Source organism: Nocardiopsis synnemataformans (assembly GCF_965343085.1).
GTDB classification, from domain to species: Bacteria; Actinomycetota; Actinomycetes; order Streptosporangiales; family Streptosporangiaceae; genus Nocardiopsis; species Nocardiopsis alborubida.
The window spans coordinates 1-14,946 of sequence record NZ_CBDRFA010000049.1 but is presented as its reverse complement, the minus strand read 5'-3'; the positions used below and the strand labels follow the sequence as shown (position 1 = coordinate 14,946).

The 14,946-nt window shown below is 71.6% G+C and carries 13 protein-coding genes and 1 tRNA gene; 8 read left to right on the top strand and 6 right to left on the bottom strand.

What is annotated here, in order from left to right; translation table 11 throughout:
• Positions 1-4 precede the first annotated feature (4 nt).
• From ACSIH6_RS25145 to ACSIH6_RS25135, 3 genes are all read left to right on the top strand, one after another.
• Positions 5-1,537 (top strand): tripartite tricarboxylate transporter permease, encoded by a 1,533-nt coding sequence (locus tag ACSIH6_RS25145; RefSeq protein WP_435110779.1) that lies wholly within the window; start codon positions 5-7, stop codon positions 1,535-1,537.
• A 94-nt stretch (positions 1,538-1,631) separates the two neighbouring features.
• Positions 1,632-2,816: an MFS transporter gene (locus tag ACSIH6_RS25140; RefSeq protein ID WP_435110778.1), complete on the top strand. Its 1,185-nt coding sequence runs from the start codon at positions 1,632-1,634 to the stop codon at positions 2,814-2,816.
• A gap of 280 nt (positions 2,817-3,096) precedes the next feature.
• A complete protein-coding gene (locus ACSIH6_RS25135) occupies positions 3,097-3,990 on the top strand; it encodes an alpha/beta fold hydrolase (RefSeq protein ID WP_435110777.1) in 894 nt (297 codons plus the stop codon).
• Positions 3,991-4,145: 155 nt separating this feature from the next.
• Here the strand turns inward: ACSIH6_RS25135 and ACSIH6_RS25130 are convergent, their stop codons facing one another.
• Positions 4,146-4,418 (bottom strand): hypothetical protein, encoded by a 273-nt coding sequence (locus tag ACSIH6_RS25130; protein WP_435110776.1) that lies wholly within the window; start codon positions 4,416-4,418, stop codon positions 4,146-4,148.
• A gap of 53 nt (positions 4,419-4,471) precedes the next feature.
• Complete coding sequence (locus ACSIH6_RS25125) at positions 4,472-6,154, bottom strand: sodium:solute symporter family protein (protein WP_435110775.1); 1,683 nt, start codon at positions 6,152-6,154, stop codon at positions 4,472-4,474.
• A 569-nt stretch (positions 6,155-6,723) separates the two neighbouring features.
• Between ACSIH6_RS25125 and ACSIH6_RS25120 the strand changes: the two genes are divergently transcribed.
• Positions 6,724-7,287 (top strand): TOPRIM nucleotidyl transferase/hydrolase domain-containing protein, encoded by a 564-nt coding sequence (locus tag ACSIH6_RS25120; protein ID WP_435110774.1) that lies wholly within the window; start codon positions 6,724-6,726, stop codon positions 7,285-7,287.
• Between the two features lie 98 nt (positions 7,288-7,385).
• Here the strand turns inward: ACSIH6_RS25120 and ACSIH6_RS25115 are convergent.
• Positions 7,386-7,445, bottom strand: a tRNA-Leu gene (locus tag ACSIH6_RS25115).
• 295 nt (positions 7,446-7,740) lie between these two features.
• Between ACSIH6_RS25115 and ACSIH6_RS25110 the strand changes: the two genes are divergently transcribed.
• Positions 7,741-8,118: a hypothetical protein gene (locus tag ACSIH6_RS25110; RefSeq protein ID WP_435110773.1), complete on the top strand. Its 378-nt coding sequence runs from the start codon at positions 7,741-7,743 to the stop codon at positions 8,116-8,118.
• A gap of 191 nt (positions 8,119-8,309) precedes the next feature.
• On the top strand, positions 8,310-8,996 hold the full coding sequence (locus ACSIH6_RS25105; RefSeq protein ID WP_435110772.1) for an integrase core domain-containing protein: 687 nt from the start codon (positions 8,310-8,312) through the stop codon (positions 8,994-8,996).
• A gap of 243 nt (positions 8,997-9,239) precedes the next feature.
• On the opposite strand, the gene ACSIH6_RS25100 is transcribed toward ACSIH6_RS25105, so the two are convergent.
• Both ACSIH6_RS25100 and ACSIH6_RS25095 read right to left on the bottom strand, forming a co-directional pair.
• Positions 9,240-11,372, bottom strand: coding sequence for a HelD family protein (locus ACSIH6_RS25100; protein WP_435110771.1), 2,133 nt, complete (start codon positions 11,370-11,372; stop codon positions 9,240-9,242).
• Between the two features lie 279 nt (positions 11,373-11,651).
• Positions 11,652-12,617: an ADP-ribosylglycohydrolase family protein gene (locus tag ACSIH6_RS25095; protein ID WP_435110770.1), complete on the bottom strand. Its 966-nt coding sequence runs from the start codon at positions 12,615-12,617 to the stop codon at positions 11,652-11,654.
• 271 nt (positions 12,618-12,888) lie between these two features.
• Between ACSIH6_RS25095 and ACSIH6_RS25090 the strand changes: the two genes are divergently transcribed.
• The gene (locus ACSIH6_RS25090) at positions 12,889-13,092 is read left to right on the top strand and encodes a DUF2795 domain-containing protein (RefSeq protein ID WP_435110769.1); all 204 of its coding nucleotides are present in this window, start codon (positions 12,889-12,891) and stop codon (positions 13,090-13,092) included.
• A 323-nt stretch (positions 13,093-13,415) separates the two neighbouring features.
• Here ACSIH6_RS25090 and ACSIH6_RS25085 read toward each other — a convergent pair whose 3' ends face one another.
• Positions 13,416-13,658, bottom strand: a complete 243-nt coding sequence (locus tag ACSIH6_RS25085; RefSeq protein ID WP_435110768.1) for a hypothetical protein — start codon at positions 13,656-13,658, stop codon at positions 13,416-13,418.
• A gap of 597 nt (positions 13,659-14,255) precedes the next feature.
• Here ACSIH6_RS25085 and ACSIH6_RS25080 point away from each other — a divergent pair.
• Positions 14,256-14,663, top strand: coding sequence for a MerR family transcriptional regulator (locus ACSIH6_RS25080; RefSeq protein ID WP_435110767.1), 408 nt, complete (start codon positions 14,256-14,258; stop codon positions 14,661-14,663).
• The last annotated feature ends 283 nt before the right edge of the window (positions 14,664-14,946 follow it).

Sequence of the window (14,946 nt, the reverse complement as noted above, 5' to 3'; positions counted from 1 at the left end):
CACCGTGGACACCTTCTCCCTCCTGATGTCGGGGTTCGCCGAGGCGCTGACCCCCGTGAACCTGCTGTGGTGCCTGCTCGGCGTGGTCCTGGGCACGGCCGTGGGCGTCCTGCCGGGTCTGGGCTCGTCCATGGCGGTCGCCCTCCTGCTCCCCCTGACCTTCCTGCTGGAGCCGACCGCGGCGTTCATCATGTTCGCGGGCATCTACTACGGCGGGCAGTTCGGCGGCGCGACCACGTCCATCCTGCTCAACACCCCCGGGCAGAGCTCCTCGATCGCCACCGCGTTCGAGGGCCACGCCATGGCACGGAGCGGCAGGGCCTCCCAGGCGCTGGCCGCGGCGGTGATCGGCTCCTTCATCGGCGGCATCGTGGCCACGACCGTGGTGGCCTTCTTCGCCCAACGCATGGTGGTCCTGGCGCTCGGGTTCGGACCGGCCGAGTACTTCGCGCTCGCCGTCCTGGCCTTCGTGTGCACCGCCGCCGTCGTGACCTCCTCCCCCCTGCGGGGCATCGCCGCGCTGGGCATCGGCCTGGCGATCAGCGTGGTCGGCATCGACGACCAGAGCGGCGCCATCCGCCTGACCCTGGGCGTCCCGCAGCTGCTGGACGGGGTCAGCATCGTCGTGATCACGGTCGGACTGCTGGCCGTGGGCGAGGTCCTGCACACCGGGTTCCGGCCCAAGCGTGCCTCCTCCGGGCAGCTGGTCGCGGCGGGCACACCGTGGCTGGGGCGCGCGGACCTGCGCCGCTCCTGGAAGCCCTGGCTGCGGGGCACGGCGCTGGGCCTGCCCTTCGGCGTGATCCCCGCGGGCGGCGCCGAGATCCCCACCTTCCTGTCCTACGGAACCGAGAAGGCGCTGGCCAGACGGCGCGGGAACAGCGAGTTCGGCCGGGGCGCGATCGAGGGCGTGGCCGGTCCGGAGGCGGCCAACAACGCGACCACGGCGACCGCGATGGTCCCCCTGCTCGGGCTCGGCCTGCCCACGTCCGCGACGGCCGCCGTGATGCTGGCGGCGTTCCAGCAGTACGGGATGCAGCCGGGGCCCCTGCTCTTCGAACAGGAGGGCGAGCTGGTCTGGGCCCTGCTGGCCAGCATGTTCATCGGCACCTTCCTGCTGCTGGTGATCAACCTGCCCTTCGCCCCGCTGTGGGCGCGGCTCCTGCGCCTGCCCCAGCGCCACCTGTTCGCGGGGCTGATGGTCTTCGCCGCGGTGGGCGTGTACTCGGTCAAGGGCTCGGTGTTCGACGTCGCCCTGCTGTTCGCGGTCGGCGCCCTCGGGCTGCTGATGCGCAGGTACGACATCCCCGTGGCGCCGGTCCTCATCGGCGTCATCCTGGGGCCGCTGGCCGAGAGCGAGCTGCGCCGGGCGATGGCCGCGAGCCAGGGCGACGTGTCGATCCTGTTCGACAGCGGCATCGCGGTCGGCATCTACACCATCCTCGTCGCGGTGGTGGCGGTCTTCGCGGTCAAGCGGGTGCGGGACCGGCGCCGGTCCGCGACCCCGGCCGACGAGCGCCGGGTGGACACCGTGTAGAACCAGATGGTCACGTCATCGGATGACCCCGGGGGCCCAGCTCCCGGGGCACCGTGGCGTCGGACGGGGAGTACACGGACGAGGGGGGAGAACGTTGGGAAGCGGCCGCGTCAGGGGGGCGTCGTGGCTCTGGCCACTGTTACTGAGCGTCATGTGCACCCACACCGCGCTCAACCTCGCCCGCCCCCTGGTCTCCTACCGGACGATCGCCCTGGGCGGTGACGCCGTGGCGGTCGGCCTGGTCACCGCCGCCTACGCGCTGCTGCCCCTGCTGGTGGCGGTCCCGCTGGGGCGGGCGACCGACCGGTCCCGGCGCACGGCGTGGATCGTCGGCCTGGGCGCGGCGGTGCTCGGCGCGGGCTCCCTGCTGCTCGCGTACGGCACGGGGCTGTTCGCGATCGCCGCGGCCAGCACGGTGCTGGGCATGGGCCACCTGCTGTGCATGGTCGCGGGCCAGGGGCTCATCGCGCGCCTGGCCGCACCGGGGAACCTGGACCGCGACTTCGGGTGGTTCACCGCGGCGGCCTCCCTCGGCCAGCTCGTGGGACCCCTGCTGTCGGGCGCGATGCTGGCCGACGCGTCGGGGGACGCGCTGCTGTCGGCGACCTCGTCCGCCCTGCTCGTCGCCGCGGTGACCGGCGGGCTGGGGCTGGTGCCGGTCCTGGCCTTCGCCCGGGTGCGCATGCCCGCGCCCGCGGGCAGGAAGGGTGCGGAGAGGACCCCCGCGCGGGAACTGCTGCGCAGGCCGGGCCTGCCCTCGGGGCTGTTCGCCAGCCTCGCGCTGCTCTCGGCCGTGGACATCCTCACCGCCTACCTGCCGCTGATCGCCGAGAACCGGGGCATCTCGCCGATGATGGTCGGCGTCCTGCTGAGCCTGCGGGCGGGGTTCTCGCTGCTGTCCCGCCTGGTGCTGTCCCGCCTGGTGCTCCGGTGGTCGCGCGAGACGCTGATCGCGGTCAGCGCCGGAGCCGCGGGCCTGTCGATGGCGGCGGTGGCGCTGCCGGTCAGCAACCTGTTCGTGCTGGGGTCGGTGCTGGCCGTCGGGGGGTTCCTGCTGGGCCTGGGCCAGCCGCTGACGATGTCGGCGGTGGCCACGGCCGCGCCGGAGGGCTCGCGGGGGGCCGCCCTGGCGCTGCGGATCTGGGGCAACCGGCTCGGACAGGTCGGGATCCCCGCCGTGGGCGCGGGGGTCGCGGGCGCGGTGGGCGCGCCCGGGGCGCTGTGGTTCGCGGCGGTGGTGCTCGTGGCGTCGGCGTTCACGGCGGCCCGGCGGATCTGATCCGCCGGGGCTCGTGAGGCGGGTGGGCACTGTGGGGAACCAGGTACGCGTGGGTCGCGTGAGGTGTACAGGCAACCCGGGGCGTACGAGACAGGCGCGCAGCGCAGGCGTCGCAACCGCGCGACCCCGGCGCGGAGCCGGATCCGGCGACCGCTCCGGCGCGAACGCACGGACCCCGCGCACTCCCCTGGTCGAACACCCCCCGGGGGCGTACGATGAGACGTTAGGTGTGTCGGCAGTCGGGTCCACCGGCCCCGGCGTCTCCACGGAACCAGGCAACGTGAACCACCCCGCCCCCTCCCCCGCACAGCGCGTCTACCGTTCCCGGGCCACCAGACAGGCCGTCCACGACTGGTGCTGGGACAGGCTCGACGCCCAGCCCCTGCTCACCCCGCTCGCGACCGTCCCCTGCTCCCTGGGCGTCACCCGCGTCTTCAGCGCCTCCGGAGGCCCCGGCACCCCGGTCCTCGTCCTGCCCGGATCGGTCCTGAGCACGGCCACGCTCCTGGACGCCGTCGGCGTCCTGTCCGAGGACCGCCCCGTCCTGGTCGCCGACCCGCCCGGGCAGCCCGGCCTCAGCGACGGCGACCGCCCCCTGGTCGAGCGCCCGGCGTACTACGGCGGCTGGCTGGACGAGGTGCTGCCGCAGGTCACCGACCGGCCCGTCCTGGTCCTGGGCCACGGCATCGGCGCGGCCATCGCGCTCTCGGCGACCCCCGGTCCCCTGGTGGCCGGGCTCTGCCTGGTCAACCCCGGCGGCCTGACACCGGCGACCGGCGGCACCGCCCTGGCCGCCGCCCTGGTGCGCTGGAGGTTCCACCCCGGCACCCGGTCCAGTTCCGCGCTGCTGCGCGCCATGTGCGGCCCCGGTGCGGCCGAACCCCGGGACACCACCATGCTGGAGTGGACGACCCTGGTCGGCCGGTCCTGCCGCGCGGTCAACGCGCTGCCGCCCCGGCCGCTGCGCGCGGAGGCCCTCCACCACTGGAGGCAGACCCCGGTCAGTATCGCCACCGGGTCGCACGACCCCTTCTTCTCCCCCGACCTGCTGTACAGCCCGGCCCTGCTCTTCCTGGACGCCGCCGTCCACACCATCCGGGGCGCGGGGCACCTCGCGCTACGCGAACGCCCCGACCTGGTGCGGGACCTGCTGCGGGGGCTCCCGGGCGCCTGAGGCCCCAGGCCGCCGGCGCGGCCCGGGGTCCGTGCGACCGCCCGACGCGCCACCGAACGCGGGCGCCCTCCGCGACGGGAACGGCCGTCCGGCGGGGAGGCCGGACGGCCGTGGGACGGAACTCGCGGCCGGGGCGGACCCTGGCCCGCCCGGAGTCAGGCCTCGGTGTCGGGGCCCGGCTCCTCGGGGGCCTTCAGCGGCTTGACCAGCGCCCAGCCGCCCATGAACACGGCGAAGGCGAGCATGCCCAGGCCCGACCACAGGTTCAGGTTCGTACCGCCCTGCTCGATCTGCTCCGGCGTGGTGAAGAACCCCATGACCGTGAGCACGACGCCGTAGATGGCGAACAGCAGCGCGATGATGGTCCGGATGTCGAAGACCCGGGAGGCGGTGCGGCCCTTCCTCTTTCCGGGACTGTCAGCACTCATCGGATGACCTCCTTGCCAGCTTGTCTCAGCACGGGTGCACCTCTCGGGGTCGCTCAGGCGAAGATGATGTTCAAGACGATGACGATCGCCAGGGCGATCCCGGCCAGCAGCCACGGTCGGCGGTACCAGCCGGAGTCCTCACCGGTGGTGGAGGCCCTGCGCGACTCGCGCGGGGTCAGCGAGTGCACCAGGCCCACCAGCTCGGAGTCGGGCTTGGGCCGGGTGAACATGGTGACGACGACACTGACGAGGATGTCGACCACGAAGGCCGCGCCCGCGCCGACGAAGCTCGCACCCTGCGAGGACAGGGCCAGCACGCCGGTCTCGGCGAGCAGGAACACGCCCACGGCCGCGAGGGTTCCCGCCGCCAGGCCGCTCCAACCGGCGTGGGGCGTCATCCGCTTCCAGTACATACCGAGGATGAACGTGGCGAACAGCGGCGCGTTGAAGAACGAGAACAGCTGTTGCAGGTAGTCCATCAGGTTGGAGTAGCCCGAGGCGATGAACGCCGTGCCCACGGCGCCGACGGTGGCGCCGACCGTGACCCACCTGCCCATGTTCAGGTAGTAGGAGTCGGGCCGGTTCTTGACGACGTAGGACTGCCAGATGTCGTAGGTGAACACGGTGTTGAAGGAGCTCAGGTTGGCGGCCATACCGGCCATGAACGACGCGAGCAGACCGGCCAGGGCCACGCCCAGCAGCCCGTTGGGGAGCACGTCGCGCATCAGCAGCAGGATCGCGTCGTTGTAGTCGACGCCGGGGTTCTCACCGGCCTTGAGCTGGACCATCTCCGAGACGCTCACGCCCGCGATCATGCCGGGGATGATGACGATGAACGGGATGAACAGCTTGGGGAAGGCGCCGATGATGGGGGTGCGCATCGCGGCCGACATGCTCTTGGAGGCCATGGCGCGCTGCACCTCGACGAAGTTCGTCGTCCAGTAGCCGAACGCGAGGACGAAGCCGAGGCCGAAGACGATGCCGAGGATGCTCAGGAAGCTGTCGCCGAAACCGGTCAGCGCGTTGCCCGGCCAGGCGGAGAGCTGTTCGGCGCCCTGCGGTGAGGCGGTGACCTCGTCCACCAGGCCCGACCAGCCGCCGACCCGGTTCAGCCCCGCCAGGGTCAGCGGCAGCAGCGCCGCGACGATGACGAAGAACTGGAGCACCTCGTTGTAGATCGCCGCGGAGAGCCCGCCCAGCGCGGTGTAGCTGAGGACGATCGCGGCGGCGACCAGGAGCGACAGCCACAGGGGCCAGCCCAGCAGCGCGTCGACGATGGTCGCCAACAGGAAGAGGTTGACTCCGGCGATCAGGATCTGGGCGACCGCGAAGCTGATCCCGTTGAGCAGGTGGGCGGCGGTGCCGAAGCGGCGGAGCATGAACTCGGGGACGCTGCGGACCTTGGAGCCGTAGTAGAACGGCATCATGACCAGGCCCAGGAACAGCATCGCCGGGACGGCGCCGATCCAGAAGTAGTGCATGGTCGGCATGCCGTAGTTGGCCCCGTTGGCCGACATGCCGATGATCTCGATGGCACCGAGGTTGGCCGCGATGAAGGCCAGACCCGTCACCCACGCGGGCAGGGAACGCCCCGACAGGAAGAAGTCGAGGCTGTTGGAGACCGAACGCCGGGCGATGAAGCCGATGCCCAGTACGAACAGGAAGTACACCGCGAGCAGGGTGTAGTCGACGGCGTTGGCGTCCAGCCGCAAGGAGTCCTGTGCTAGCACGGTCACGTCGGCTGGTCCTCTCTCGACGCGGTGGCTCCTCCGTGGCAGGCCTGGCCGCACCATCGGAAGTGACGCGCGCGAGCCACCACCGGATCGCGGGCGTCAGAGAACGCGGCGTCGCGAATCGGTACCCGTATCTCCACCTCAGGACGGGGTGCGCCCATGTTCTTACTCCGTTCACGCATGTGCGCCGTGCACACGAGGACCATTACCCACATTTTTCCACGGAACCAAACATTAACCATCAAGGTAAGCAACCATCTTGCACAAGTACCGGTGTGTCAAGGGACTGGCGTCGCCCTGTTCGGGGTGGTGTCCGAGGCCCCGCACCGGGTCGCGGGCACCGGAGAGAGCGGCGTCGCGGGAAGCCTTCCCCTCGGCGCCGGGGGGTTGGGGGCGCCTGTGCAACTACCCCGCCGGGACGGGCCTATCGTGTGCTTTTGGGGCTGTTTCTCATGAAACGCCGCCGTCGGAGGGCAGCCCGGAGGCTGCGGGGGAATCCGGAGGCGGACCGGCCCGGGGCGCGGCCCTTCCCCGGGCGGACCGAGGACGGGCCCGGTCGTAGAGTGACCCGTATGGAGCAGACAGAGGGGCTGGAGCGGGCTCGCGCGGTGATCCTCGTCGAGGGGGACAGTGACCGCGTCGCCCTGGAGACGCTCGCGCTGCGCCGGGGCCTCGACCTGGGCGCCGAGCGCACCGTGGTGGTGCCCCTCAGGGGCGCGACGAACATCGGGCGGTTCGTGGAACGGCTCGGTCCGCGCGGGCTCGGCCTGCGCCTCTCCGGGCTGTGCGACGCCGCGGAGCGGGGCTACTTCCTGCGTGCCCTCGAACGGGCCGGGCTCGGCTCGGACCTGGAGGCACGGGGCTTCCACGTGTGCGAAGCCGATCTGGAGGACGAGCTGGTCCGCGCCCTCGGCGTCCCCGGCGTGGAGGCCGTGGTGGAGTCGCTCGGCGACCTCCGGGCGTTCCGCACGTTCCAGAACCAGCCCGCCCAGCGCGGGCGCCCCGTCGACCGGCAGCTGCGCCGCTTCATCGGCACTCTCAGCGGCCGCAAGAGCCGGTACGCGCGTGCTCTGGTGCAGGCCCTGGACCCGGCCGCGGTTCCCCGGCCCCTGAGCGGGGTCCTGTCCCTCTCCTGACCTTTCGGCCCCGGCGCGACGACGGACTCCGACCCCGACGGGAACGCGACGAGGGGCCCGCCTCGCGGCGGCCCCCTCGCTGACCCGCTACTTCTCTGTCGGGACGGCGGGATTTGAACCCACGACCCCTTGACCCCCAGTCAAGCTGCACCAAGCCGCTGGGAGTCGGGGAAGGTCGCTCGACAACACGAAAAACCCGGCCAGGACGCGAGTTCCGGCCACCAGAGGGCGGGAACGGTCACCGAGGGGCGCCCACGGGCGCCCCTCGTTCAACCCCACCTCCACCCCACCAAGGACGCTCTTGTCCTCCACGTGGCGGGCAGGGGGCTTGATGGAGAGCCTCGTCATGCGGCGGGTAGAACAGTCAAGGCCGACCGAGTCCTCTCTGTCAGTCTCGGGTGAAACATCCCCGCATATCTGATTAGCCTGGCAGAGGCGAACAGGAGCACCCGTATGACCAGCAAGAACACCAACCCCGCGGCCAAACCCCAACGCCGCACCTTCACACCCGAGTACAAGCTGCGCATCGTCGCCGAGCACGACGCCTGCACCACCGGCACAGAACGCGCCGCCCTGCTGCGCCGCGAGCGCCTCTACTACTCCCACATCGCCGAGTGGCGCACCGCCCGCGACTCCGGCACCCTCGAGAAGCTGACCGACCGCCGCACCTCGCCCCAGCGCTCCAAGAAACACCCCGCCCAGGCCGAGGCCGAACAGATGCGCGCCCGCATCGCCCGGCTGGAGAAGGAGGTGGCCGAACGCGACCACGCCCTGGAAGTGATGGGAAAAGCGTCCGCGCTCTTGCAGGCTCTCTCCAAGAGCGCGGACTAAGCGAGCAGACCGATGGTGTCCTGCACCAGGCCGTTCAGGACCTGCGAGGCCACACCGGAGTCGTGAAGGCGTGCCGGCTCACCGGACGCTCCCGCGCCGCCCACCACCGGCGCCTCAACCCACCACAGCCAAAGGAGCCGTCCCCGCGCTCGGCGCACCCGGCAGCCCTGAGCGAGGAGGAACGGACAGCGGTGCTCGAGGTGATGAACAGCGAGGCCTACGCCGACCTGCCGCCCGCCCAGATCTGGGCCCGCGAGCTGGACGAGGGCCGCTACCACTGCTCGACCTCGACGATGTACCGGATCCTGCGCTCCCGCGACCAGGTCGGGGAGCGCCGCCGCACGGCCACTCACCCACCCAAGACGATCCCCGAGTTGCGTGCCGACGGCCCCGGGCAGGTGTTCACCTGGGACATCACCCGGCCCAAACAGTCCAACGACAACCCCTATTCGGAGGCGCAGTTCAAGACGCTCAAGTACGCATCGGATTACCCCGAACGGTTCGAGTCGCTGGCGCACGCCCGTGAGTGGATGGACGCCTTCACTGCCTACTACAACCACGACCACCGGCACTCAGGGATCGGTTACCACACCCCGGCCTCGGTGCACTTCGGCACCGCCGACCAGGTGCGCGACCAGCGGGCCGCGACCCTGGCCCGGGCCTACGCCGCTTATCCGGAGCGGTTCTCCCGCTCACCACGGCCGCGATCACGGCCAGCATCAGCACGGCGGCGATGGTCGTCCAGCGGGACCAGCGGGAGGAATTCATTACGGCTCACCGCCCGTCCAACGCCAGGTCCGCGGACAGGGTCAGCGGCATGTACGTATCTGTCGAGTCCGGCCTCGGACACGCGAAGCAGAGAACTCCCAGGTCACTGACCTGGGAGTTTTTCGTTGTCTCCGCGCGTTCGGCTCGGAGGCACCGCTAGTAACGCCTGGTCAGCGCTGTGGGGGTTCGACTCCCTCTCGGACACGAACCCCGTTCCCGCCCGCTTTCACGCCCAAGTGGCCTCCGTCCATCGGCATGTCCTGGTCAGGGTCCCAGCATGTGATCGGCGCACCCGGCAGAGGAGACGACGGGGACCGTGTTCAGAACCAGCACGGCGTGCAGGGGTGTGTCTCCTACTCGGAAGCCCTCTCCCACCACGGGGAGTCGACCAGGGACGCGGGCAGGGGTTCGGCATGCACGATGTGGAGGTGGCTGACCGCCCGGGTCAGGGCAACGTAGAGGCGGTGCAGGCCGCGTGGTTCGGCCGCGACGACGCGGGCGGGTTCGGCGACGACGACGGTGTCGAACTCCAGCCCCTTGGCGAGGGTGACGGGTACGCACACCAGCCGGGCGGAGTCCAGGGCGTCCTCGGTCTCCCCGATGAGCGCGTTCGGCAGCCCCTCCGCAGACAGCCGCTCGCGGAGGGCGGGGACGTCGGCGTCGGCGGCGAGCAGGCCGATCGACCCCTCCTCCTTGAGTGCCTCGCGGCAGGCCAGGACGAGGGCCTCGGACAGGCTGTCCGGTTCCGTGGCGGTGATCCGGAGGGCGCCGGGCACGTCGCGTACCCCGGTGGGGACGCCCAGGCCGGGAGCGATCCGGGGCAGCAGGCGGGCGGCGTAGTCGATGATCTGGGCGGGGGCGCGAAAGCCCCGGTCCAGCACGGCCAGTCGGGCGTCGGGCTCGCCCAGGTGCTCCAGCAGCTCCGACCAGTCGCCGACCGCCCACGGGCTGGTGCTCTGCGCGATGTCGCCGAGCACGGTGAGCGATCCCCGGCTGCAGCGCCGGGCGATCGCGCGGGCCTGCATGGGACTGAGGTCCTGCGCCTCGTCGATGACGATGTGGCCCAGGGTGGCGGGCCGCTCGATCAGGGCGGCGGCCTCGTCGATGAGCGCGAGGTCAACCTCGGACCACCGGGCACTCCCGGCCCCCCGGGGCCGCCCGGGCAGGCGCACCAGGTCCTGTTCCTCGGGGGTGAGCAGGCCCTCGGCCGCCCGGGACAGGCGGTCGGGGTCGGTGAGCAGGTTCAGGACCAGGCGCACGGGGTCGGCCTTGGGCCACATGGCGCGGACCGCGGCGGTGAGCGCGCGGTTGCGGCGCAGTTGGCTGAGGGTCGAGCCGTCACAGGCCTCCCCGGCGCCCTCGATCCGGCGCATGACCAGGTGGGCCAGGCGCTGGGACAGCAGGTTCGGCCCGGCGCCGTAGGCGATGCCCCGGCCGCGCAGTTCGGCCAGGGCCTCGGCCACCTCCTCCGGGGGCAGGCGCCACCGACGTGAGCCGCGCTCGACGACCAGGGTCTCCTGCAGGGGGCGCACCTGGTCCCACAGGGCGCGTTCGATGACCTGGGCCATGCGGGCCCCGCCCTTGACGCGCGCGGCGTCGGTCTCCTCGGTGCGGCGCACGGGCACCCTGCCGAGGAGTTCCTCGACGGTGGTCTGGCGCACTCCGACCTCGCCCAGGGCGGGAAGCACGTTGCGGATGTAGGACAGGAAGGAGCGGTTGGGTCCGATGATGGCCACCCCGCCGTCCTGGCGCAGCCGGTCGCGCTCGGTGAAGAGCAGGTAGGCGACGCGGTGCAGGCCCACGGCGGTCTTCCCGGTGCCCGGCGCCCCCTGCACGCACAGGGCGGGACGTAGCGGCGCGCGCACCAGTTCGTCCTGCTCGGGCTGGATGGTGGCGACGATGTCGCGCATGGGCCCTGACCGGGGGCGCTCGATCTCGGCGGCCAGCATCCTGTCGGCCGCTCCCGCGTCCGCGCCGCCGGGGCCGGTGAGCGGTTCGTCCTCGTAGGCGGTGAGCTCGGCGTCCTCGGAGAAGCCGTAGCGGCGCCGCAGGAGCACGCCCCGGGGGTTCTCGCGCGTGGCCCGGTAGAAGGCCGCCGAGATCGGTGCCCGCCAGTCCAGGACCATCGGGGTGCCGTCGGCGTCGTGGACGTGGCGGCGCCCGATGTGGACCCGGTCGGCTCCGTCCGCGCGGTTGTGGGCGGTCCGGTCGGCGGGGTCGGTCTCGAAGACGCTGCCGAGGGGGTAGTCGAGGCGGCCGAAGAACAGGGGCACGTCGGGCAGGTCGACGAGGGACTCGGCGCGCCGTTCGCGGTAGCGGACGAGCTGGCGGTTGGTGAAGGTGTAGTCGGCGTCCTCGGAGCTGTCCTGCACGGTCGGGGTGTTGACCATGTCCTGGTACATGCGCCCCAGAGCGGCGCGGGCCCTGGCGAGGTGGGTGCGTTCGGCCAGGATCTCGGGGTCGGCGGTGGGCGTGGGTTCTGCCATGGCGTGGACGACCTCGCGGTGGGAATGGCGGATCGGCGGGAAGCCGCCGTGGAGGAGGACAACAAACAACCCTACCCTCACGGGAGGGTAGAGTCGTTCGCTGCGGGGAGTCACCCAGGACGACCGCGTTCGATCCTTCTCTCTCGTGAGGGTAGGGTTGGGATCGGAGGGTTCGACCTGCTTCCTTCGCGCTCAGCGCCCCTCCCGTGGTGGTACGGGGCCGCCGACCCACCCCCGTCGGTGCCCGTGCCACCATGTTCAGGCTCGTGCGACCCGTTCCTAGACGCGCCCGTTCCCGTCTGAGGGAAACGGGGTGCGCATTGGGCCCGTCAGCCCCGGAACCTCCTCCAAACGCCCCAGCCAGGCACCGGGGATCGCACCCCTCCCCCTGCGCGCCCCCGCCAGGGCCGCGGCCATCGCGGCCACATTTCCGACACCGCCGCCGACGCGCACGGCGAAGCGCACCACCTCGGGCAGGTCGTCCGGAGACCGGAGGAAGGCGGCGAGCGCGGCCGGGACCGCCTCGACGGCGCTGGTACCTCCGCCCAGCGCACCGACCACGTCCCGCGGCGTGTAGCGGGTCCGGCCCAGGGCGCTCAACCGGGCCAGTTGGGCGCGAAACTCCGGGGCCGTGGCATAGCGGGCCATCGTCGACAGCAGGTGGAAGGCGGGCAGCGGCCGCTGCGGGTCGGCACGGCGAACGTAGGCCACCGCGCACGCCTGGAGCGCGACGCCGTCGAGGGCGAGCGGGTGGGCGTGGGTCACGTAGGCGCTCTCCCGGGCCAGGCGGACCAGCCTGTTCAGGGGGACGCGCAGGAGACCGACCGGGGCGACCCGTGCGGCGGCTCCCGCCCCGTAGGACCCGGTTCCACCGAAGGCCGAGGTCGATGCGCTCCGCCAGGGGATGTCGTTGACGATGGAGAGGAAGATCCTGATCTCTCCGCCGCCGAAACCCCGCTCGGGATCGTGCTGCCACACCTCGGCGAACTCCTGGACGAGCCGGTCCTGGTCGATGGCGGCCGTCTCCCCACTGTCCCGGGAGCGCAGGTGCGCGGCCAGCGCCGCCATGAGGAAGGTACCGCCGGTGGGACGCAGGGGCGCGGAGGACTCCAGGTGACCGGAAGGTGCATGGCTGAAGGCGTCTCCGCAGGCGGCCGCCAACAGGCAGCCCTCGTCCCGGCCGGAGGGAGGACTGTCCCCGGTCCGAGGGATCGCGGAGTCGGGTCCGGGGGGCGAGGAGATCATCGGGTCGTCTCCGTCTGTGGTGGGGGCGCCGAGCAACTCTAACCTTACGTGAGAATAGCTTTACACCATCGTCCGATCACCCCACCGCCCATCTCTAACCTTACGAGAGGGTAGAGTTCTACGTGGTCGGCGGCGGCCGCCTCAACTCCGTGTCCTCCGCCCCGGCCCCGCGGTGGTACCGCCGACGGCACGGCCGTCTTCCCCGGCGGTACCGCCGCGATCCCGACCGACGAGGCCCGCTCGGACGTCCGCCACTCCTGGAGGTGCAGTCATGGTCACCCGCGTCGACATCGCCGGCTCCCTGGAGGGAGCCTTCGACTCCGGTCCGCTGACCCGGGGCCAGGTCATCAGGGCCGCGGACCAACGCGGCGCGCACAAGGAGGTGATCGCCGCCCTGGACCAGCTTCCCGCCGGGTACTACTCCCACCTGCGCGAGCTGTGGAGGCACCTGGGCGACGTGCCGCGGAGTGCGTGATCGCCGCCTGGTTCTGCCGCCTGCCCCCCTCGTCGTGGCACTCGTCCACGAGCCCGGGGAAACGCGCCGGGGCGGGGTCGCGCGGGCGCACCTGCTCCTGGCCCGGCTGGGCGTCCACGTGCTGGAGGTGCGCGCACCCCGACGGACAGGCGTCCGGCGCCTAGCCCGCCGCCTGCGCGCCCACGGTGTGGCCGTGCTCGTCGGCTGCGGCGGCACCGGGGCGGATCGGGTGGGCCGCCTGGCGCGAGCGCTGGAGGTGCCCGCGCTGTCCCTGAGGTCGCTCGCGGACAGAGCGGGGGACGGCTCCGCGTCCGGCCCGCCGGTCAGTTCCAGCCGCGGACCCCGGTGGGCACCGGCAGCGGTTCGGTCAGCCAGGTCCACGTGCCGTCGTTCTCGGTGAAACGGCGCTGCACGGTCTCGACGTCGCCCAGCCGCCAGGACCGGACGACCCGCCACAACCCGGCGGAGCGGTCCTCCAGGTAGAGGGCGGAGGCGTCGGTGCGCAGGCGCAGCGCCTGGTGGGTCGTGGTGGATCCGTCGTTCGTGCGGACTCGGTAGTAGGCCATGGAAAGCTCCAACATCTCGGGGAAGTCCGGAGCGCGCGCCGCCCGACCCAGGAGCACGGGGGCCACGGAACCGGGGCGCGCGGCATCACCGGCACCTCAGACTCTACCCTCACGTGAGAGTAAATATCCTCTCGGGTCCTCACCTGGGCAGGATGAGGTTGTCTCCCTCTCCCGCGTCGCCGCGGCGGGCTGGTACTGACCCGGCACGGGCTTTTGCTGGTTGGCCCGGGCGAGCATGACCGCGTCACAGGCCCCGCACAGCGGGATGTAGTGCAGGGAGACGATCGAGAGCTGAGTGCCCCGGGAGTACTGGGTCAGCGCCTGCGGCCTCATGTGCACGTCCGCTCCCCCGCAGGTCGCACACGTGTAGGGGGTGTCCCTGGCCCAACTGGCACCGCACTCCCCGCACCGGACGCGAATTCCCTCCCCGGTGCGCTCACCGGTCAGTTCCTCCTCCTCGCCACAGGCCGGACAGGTCATCTGACGTGGCATGACGCCCTCCTCGTCCCCAGACGCGCTACGGTGGCGCGCTACGACAACCGACACCACGAAAACGAATCTAACGTTAGAGTAGGTTTAACGAGAAGGAGTGCCGCGATGCCTGAAGCGGGCCACATGCAGATCGGTGAGGTCGCCGAGCGGACCGGCTTGTCGCTGCGCACGATCCGCTACTACGGCGAGGTCAGCCTGGTCGAACCCTCGGCGCGCTCACGCGGGGGGTTTCGGCTCTACACCGAGCAGGACGTGGACCGGCTCCAGTTGGTCAAGCGGATGAAACCGCTGGACTTCAGCCTGGAGGAGACCCGCGAGCTGCTGAAGGCCCTGGACCGGCTCAGCTCCGACACCGCCTCCGGTGAGGAGCGCGCGACGCTGAGCGAGAGGCTCGACACCTTCGAGGCGGCCATCGTGGCCCGTTGCCAGGCCCTGCGGGACCAGTTGGCGATGGCCGAGGAGTTCGCCGGACGCCTGCGCGAGCAGCGCACCCGCAACAACGCGACCGCCTGAGGGCAAGAGGAGTGGACAGTGACCACGGCACCGGTTTCGGACAAGGTGACGGCCGAGGTGGTGAGCGAGGCCTCGCGTCGGCGTACGTTCGCGGTCATCTCCCATCCCGACGCCGGCAAGAGATTCTAACACAAGGTGCGTACTCGCCTGTACAAGATCATGCAGGCAGCCAGTTGGAGGAAGCCGTCGTGGATGTCGTCGCGGTGTTCCCAGCGCACTCTCAGGTGTCGGAAGCCGTGCAGCCAGGCCAGGGTGCGCTCGGCCACCCACCGGTAGTGCCCAG

What these genes read in the sequence shown, in the direction of transcription:
- ACSIH6_RS25130 (WP_435110776.1), bottom strand. Translation starts at nt 4,418, where the DNA reads ATGAGTGCTGACAGTCCCGGAAAGAGGAAGGGCCGCACCGCCTCCCGG.
- ACSIH6_RS25120 (WP_435110774.1), top strand. Translation starts at nt 6,724, where the DNA reads ATGGAGCAGACAGAGGGGCTGGAGCGGGCTCGCGCGGTGATCCTCGTC.
- ACSIH6_RS25110 (WP_435110773.1), top strand. Translation starts at nt 7,741, where the DNA reads ATGACCAGCAAGAACACCAACCCCGCGGCCAAACCCCAACGCCGCACC.
- ACSIH6_RS25100 (WP_435110771.1), bottom strand. Translation starts at nt 11,372, where the DNA reads ATGGCAGAACCCACGCCCACCGCCGACCCCGAGATCCTGGCCGAACGC.
- ACSIH6_RS25095 (WP_435110770.1), bottom strand. Translation starts at nt 12,617, where the DNA reads ATGATCTCCTCGCCCCCCGGACCCGACTCCGCGATCCCTCGGACCGGG.
- ACSIH6_RS25090 (WP_435110769.1), top strand. Translation starts at nt 12,889, where the DNA reads ATGGTCACCCGCGTCGACATCGCCGGCTCCCTGGAGGGAGCCTTCGAC.
- ACSIH6_RS25085 (WP_435110768.1), bottom strand. Translation starts at nt 13,658, where the DNA reads ATGGCCTACTACCGAGTCCGCACGAACGACGGATCCACCACGACCCAC.
- ACSIH6_RS25080 (WP_435110767.1), top strand. Translation starts at nt 14,256, where the DNA reads ATGCCTGAAGCGGGCCACATGCAGATCGGTGAGGTCGCCGAGCGGACC.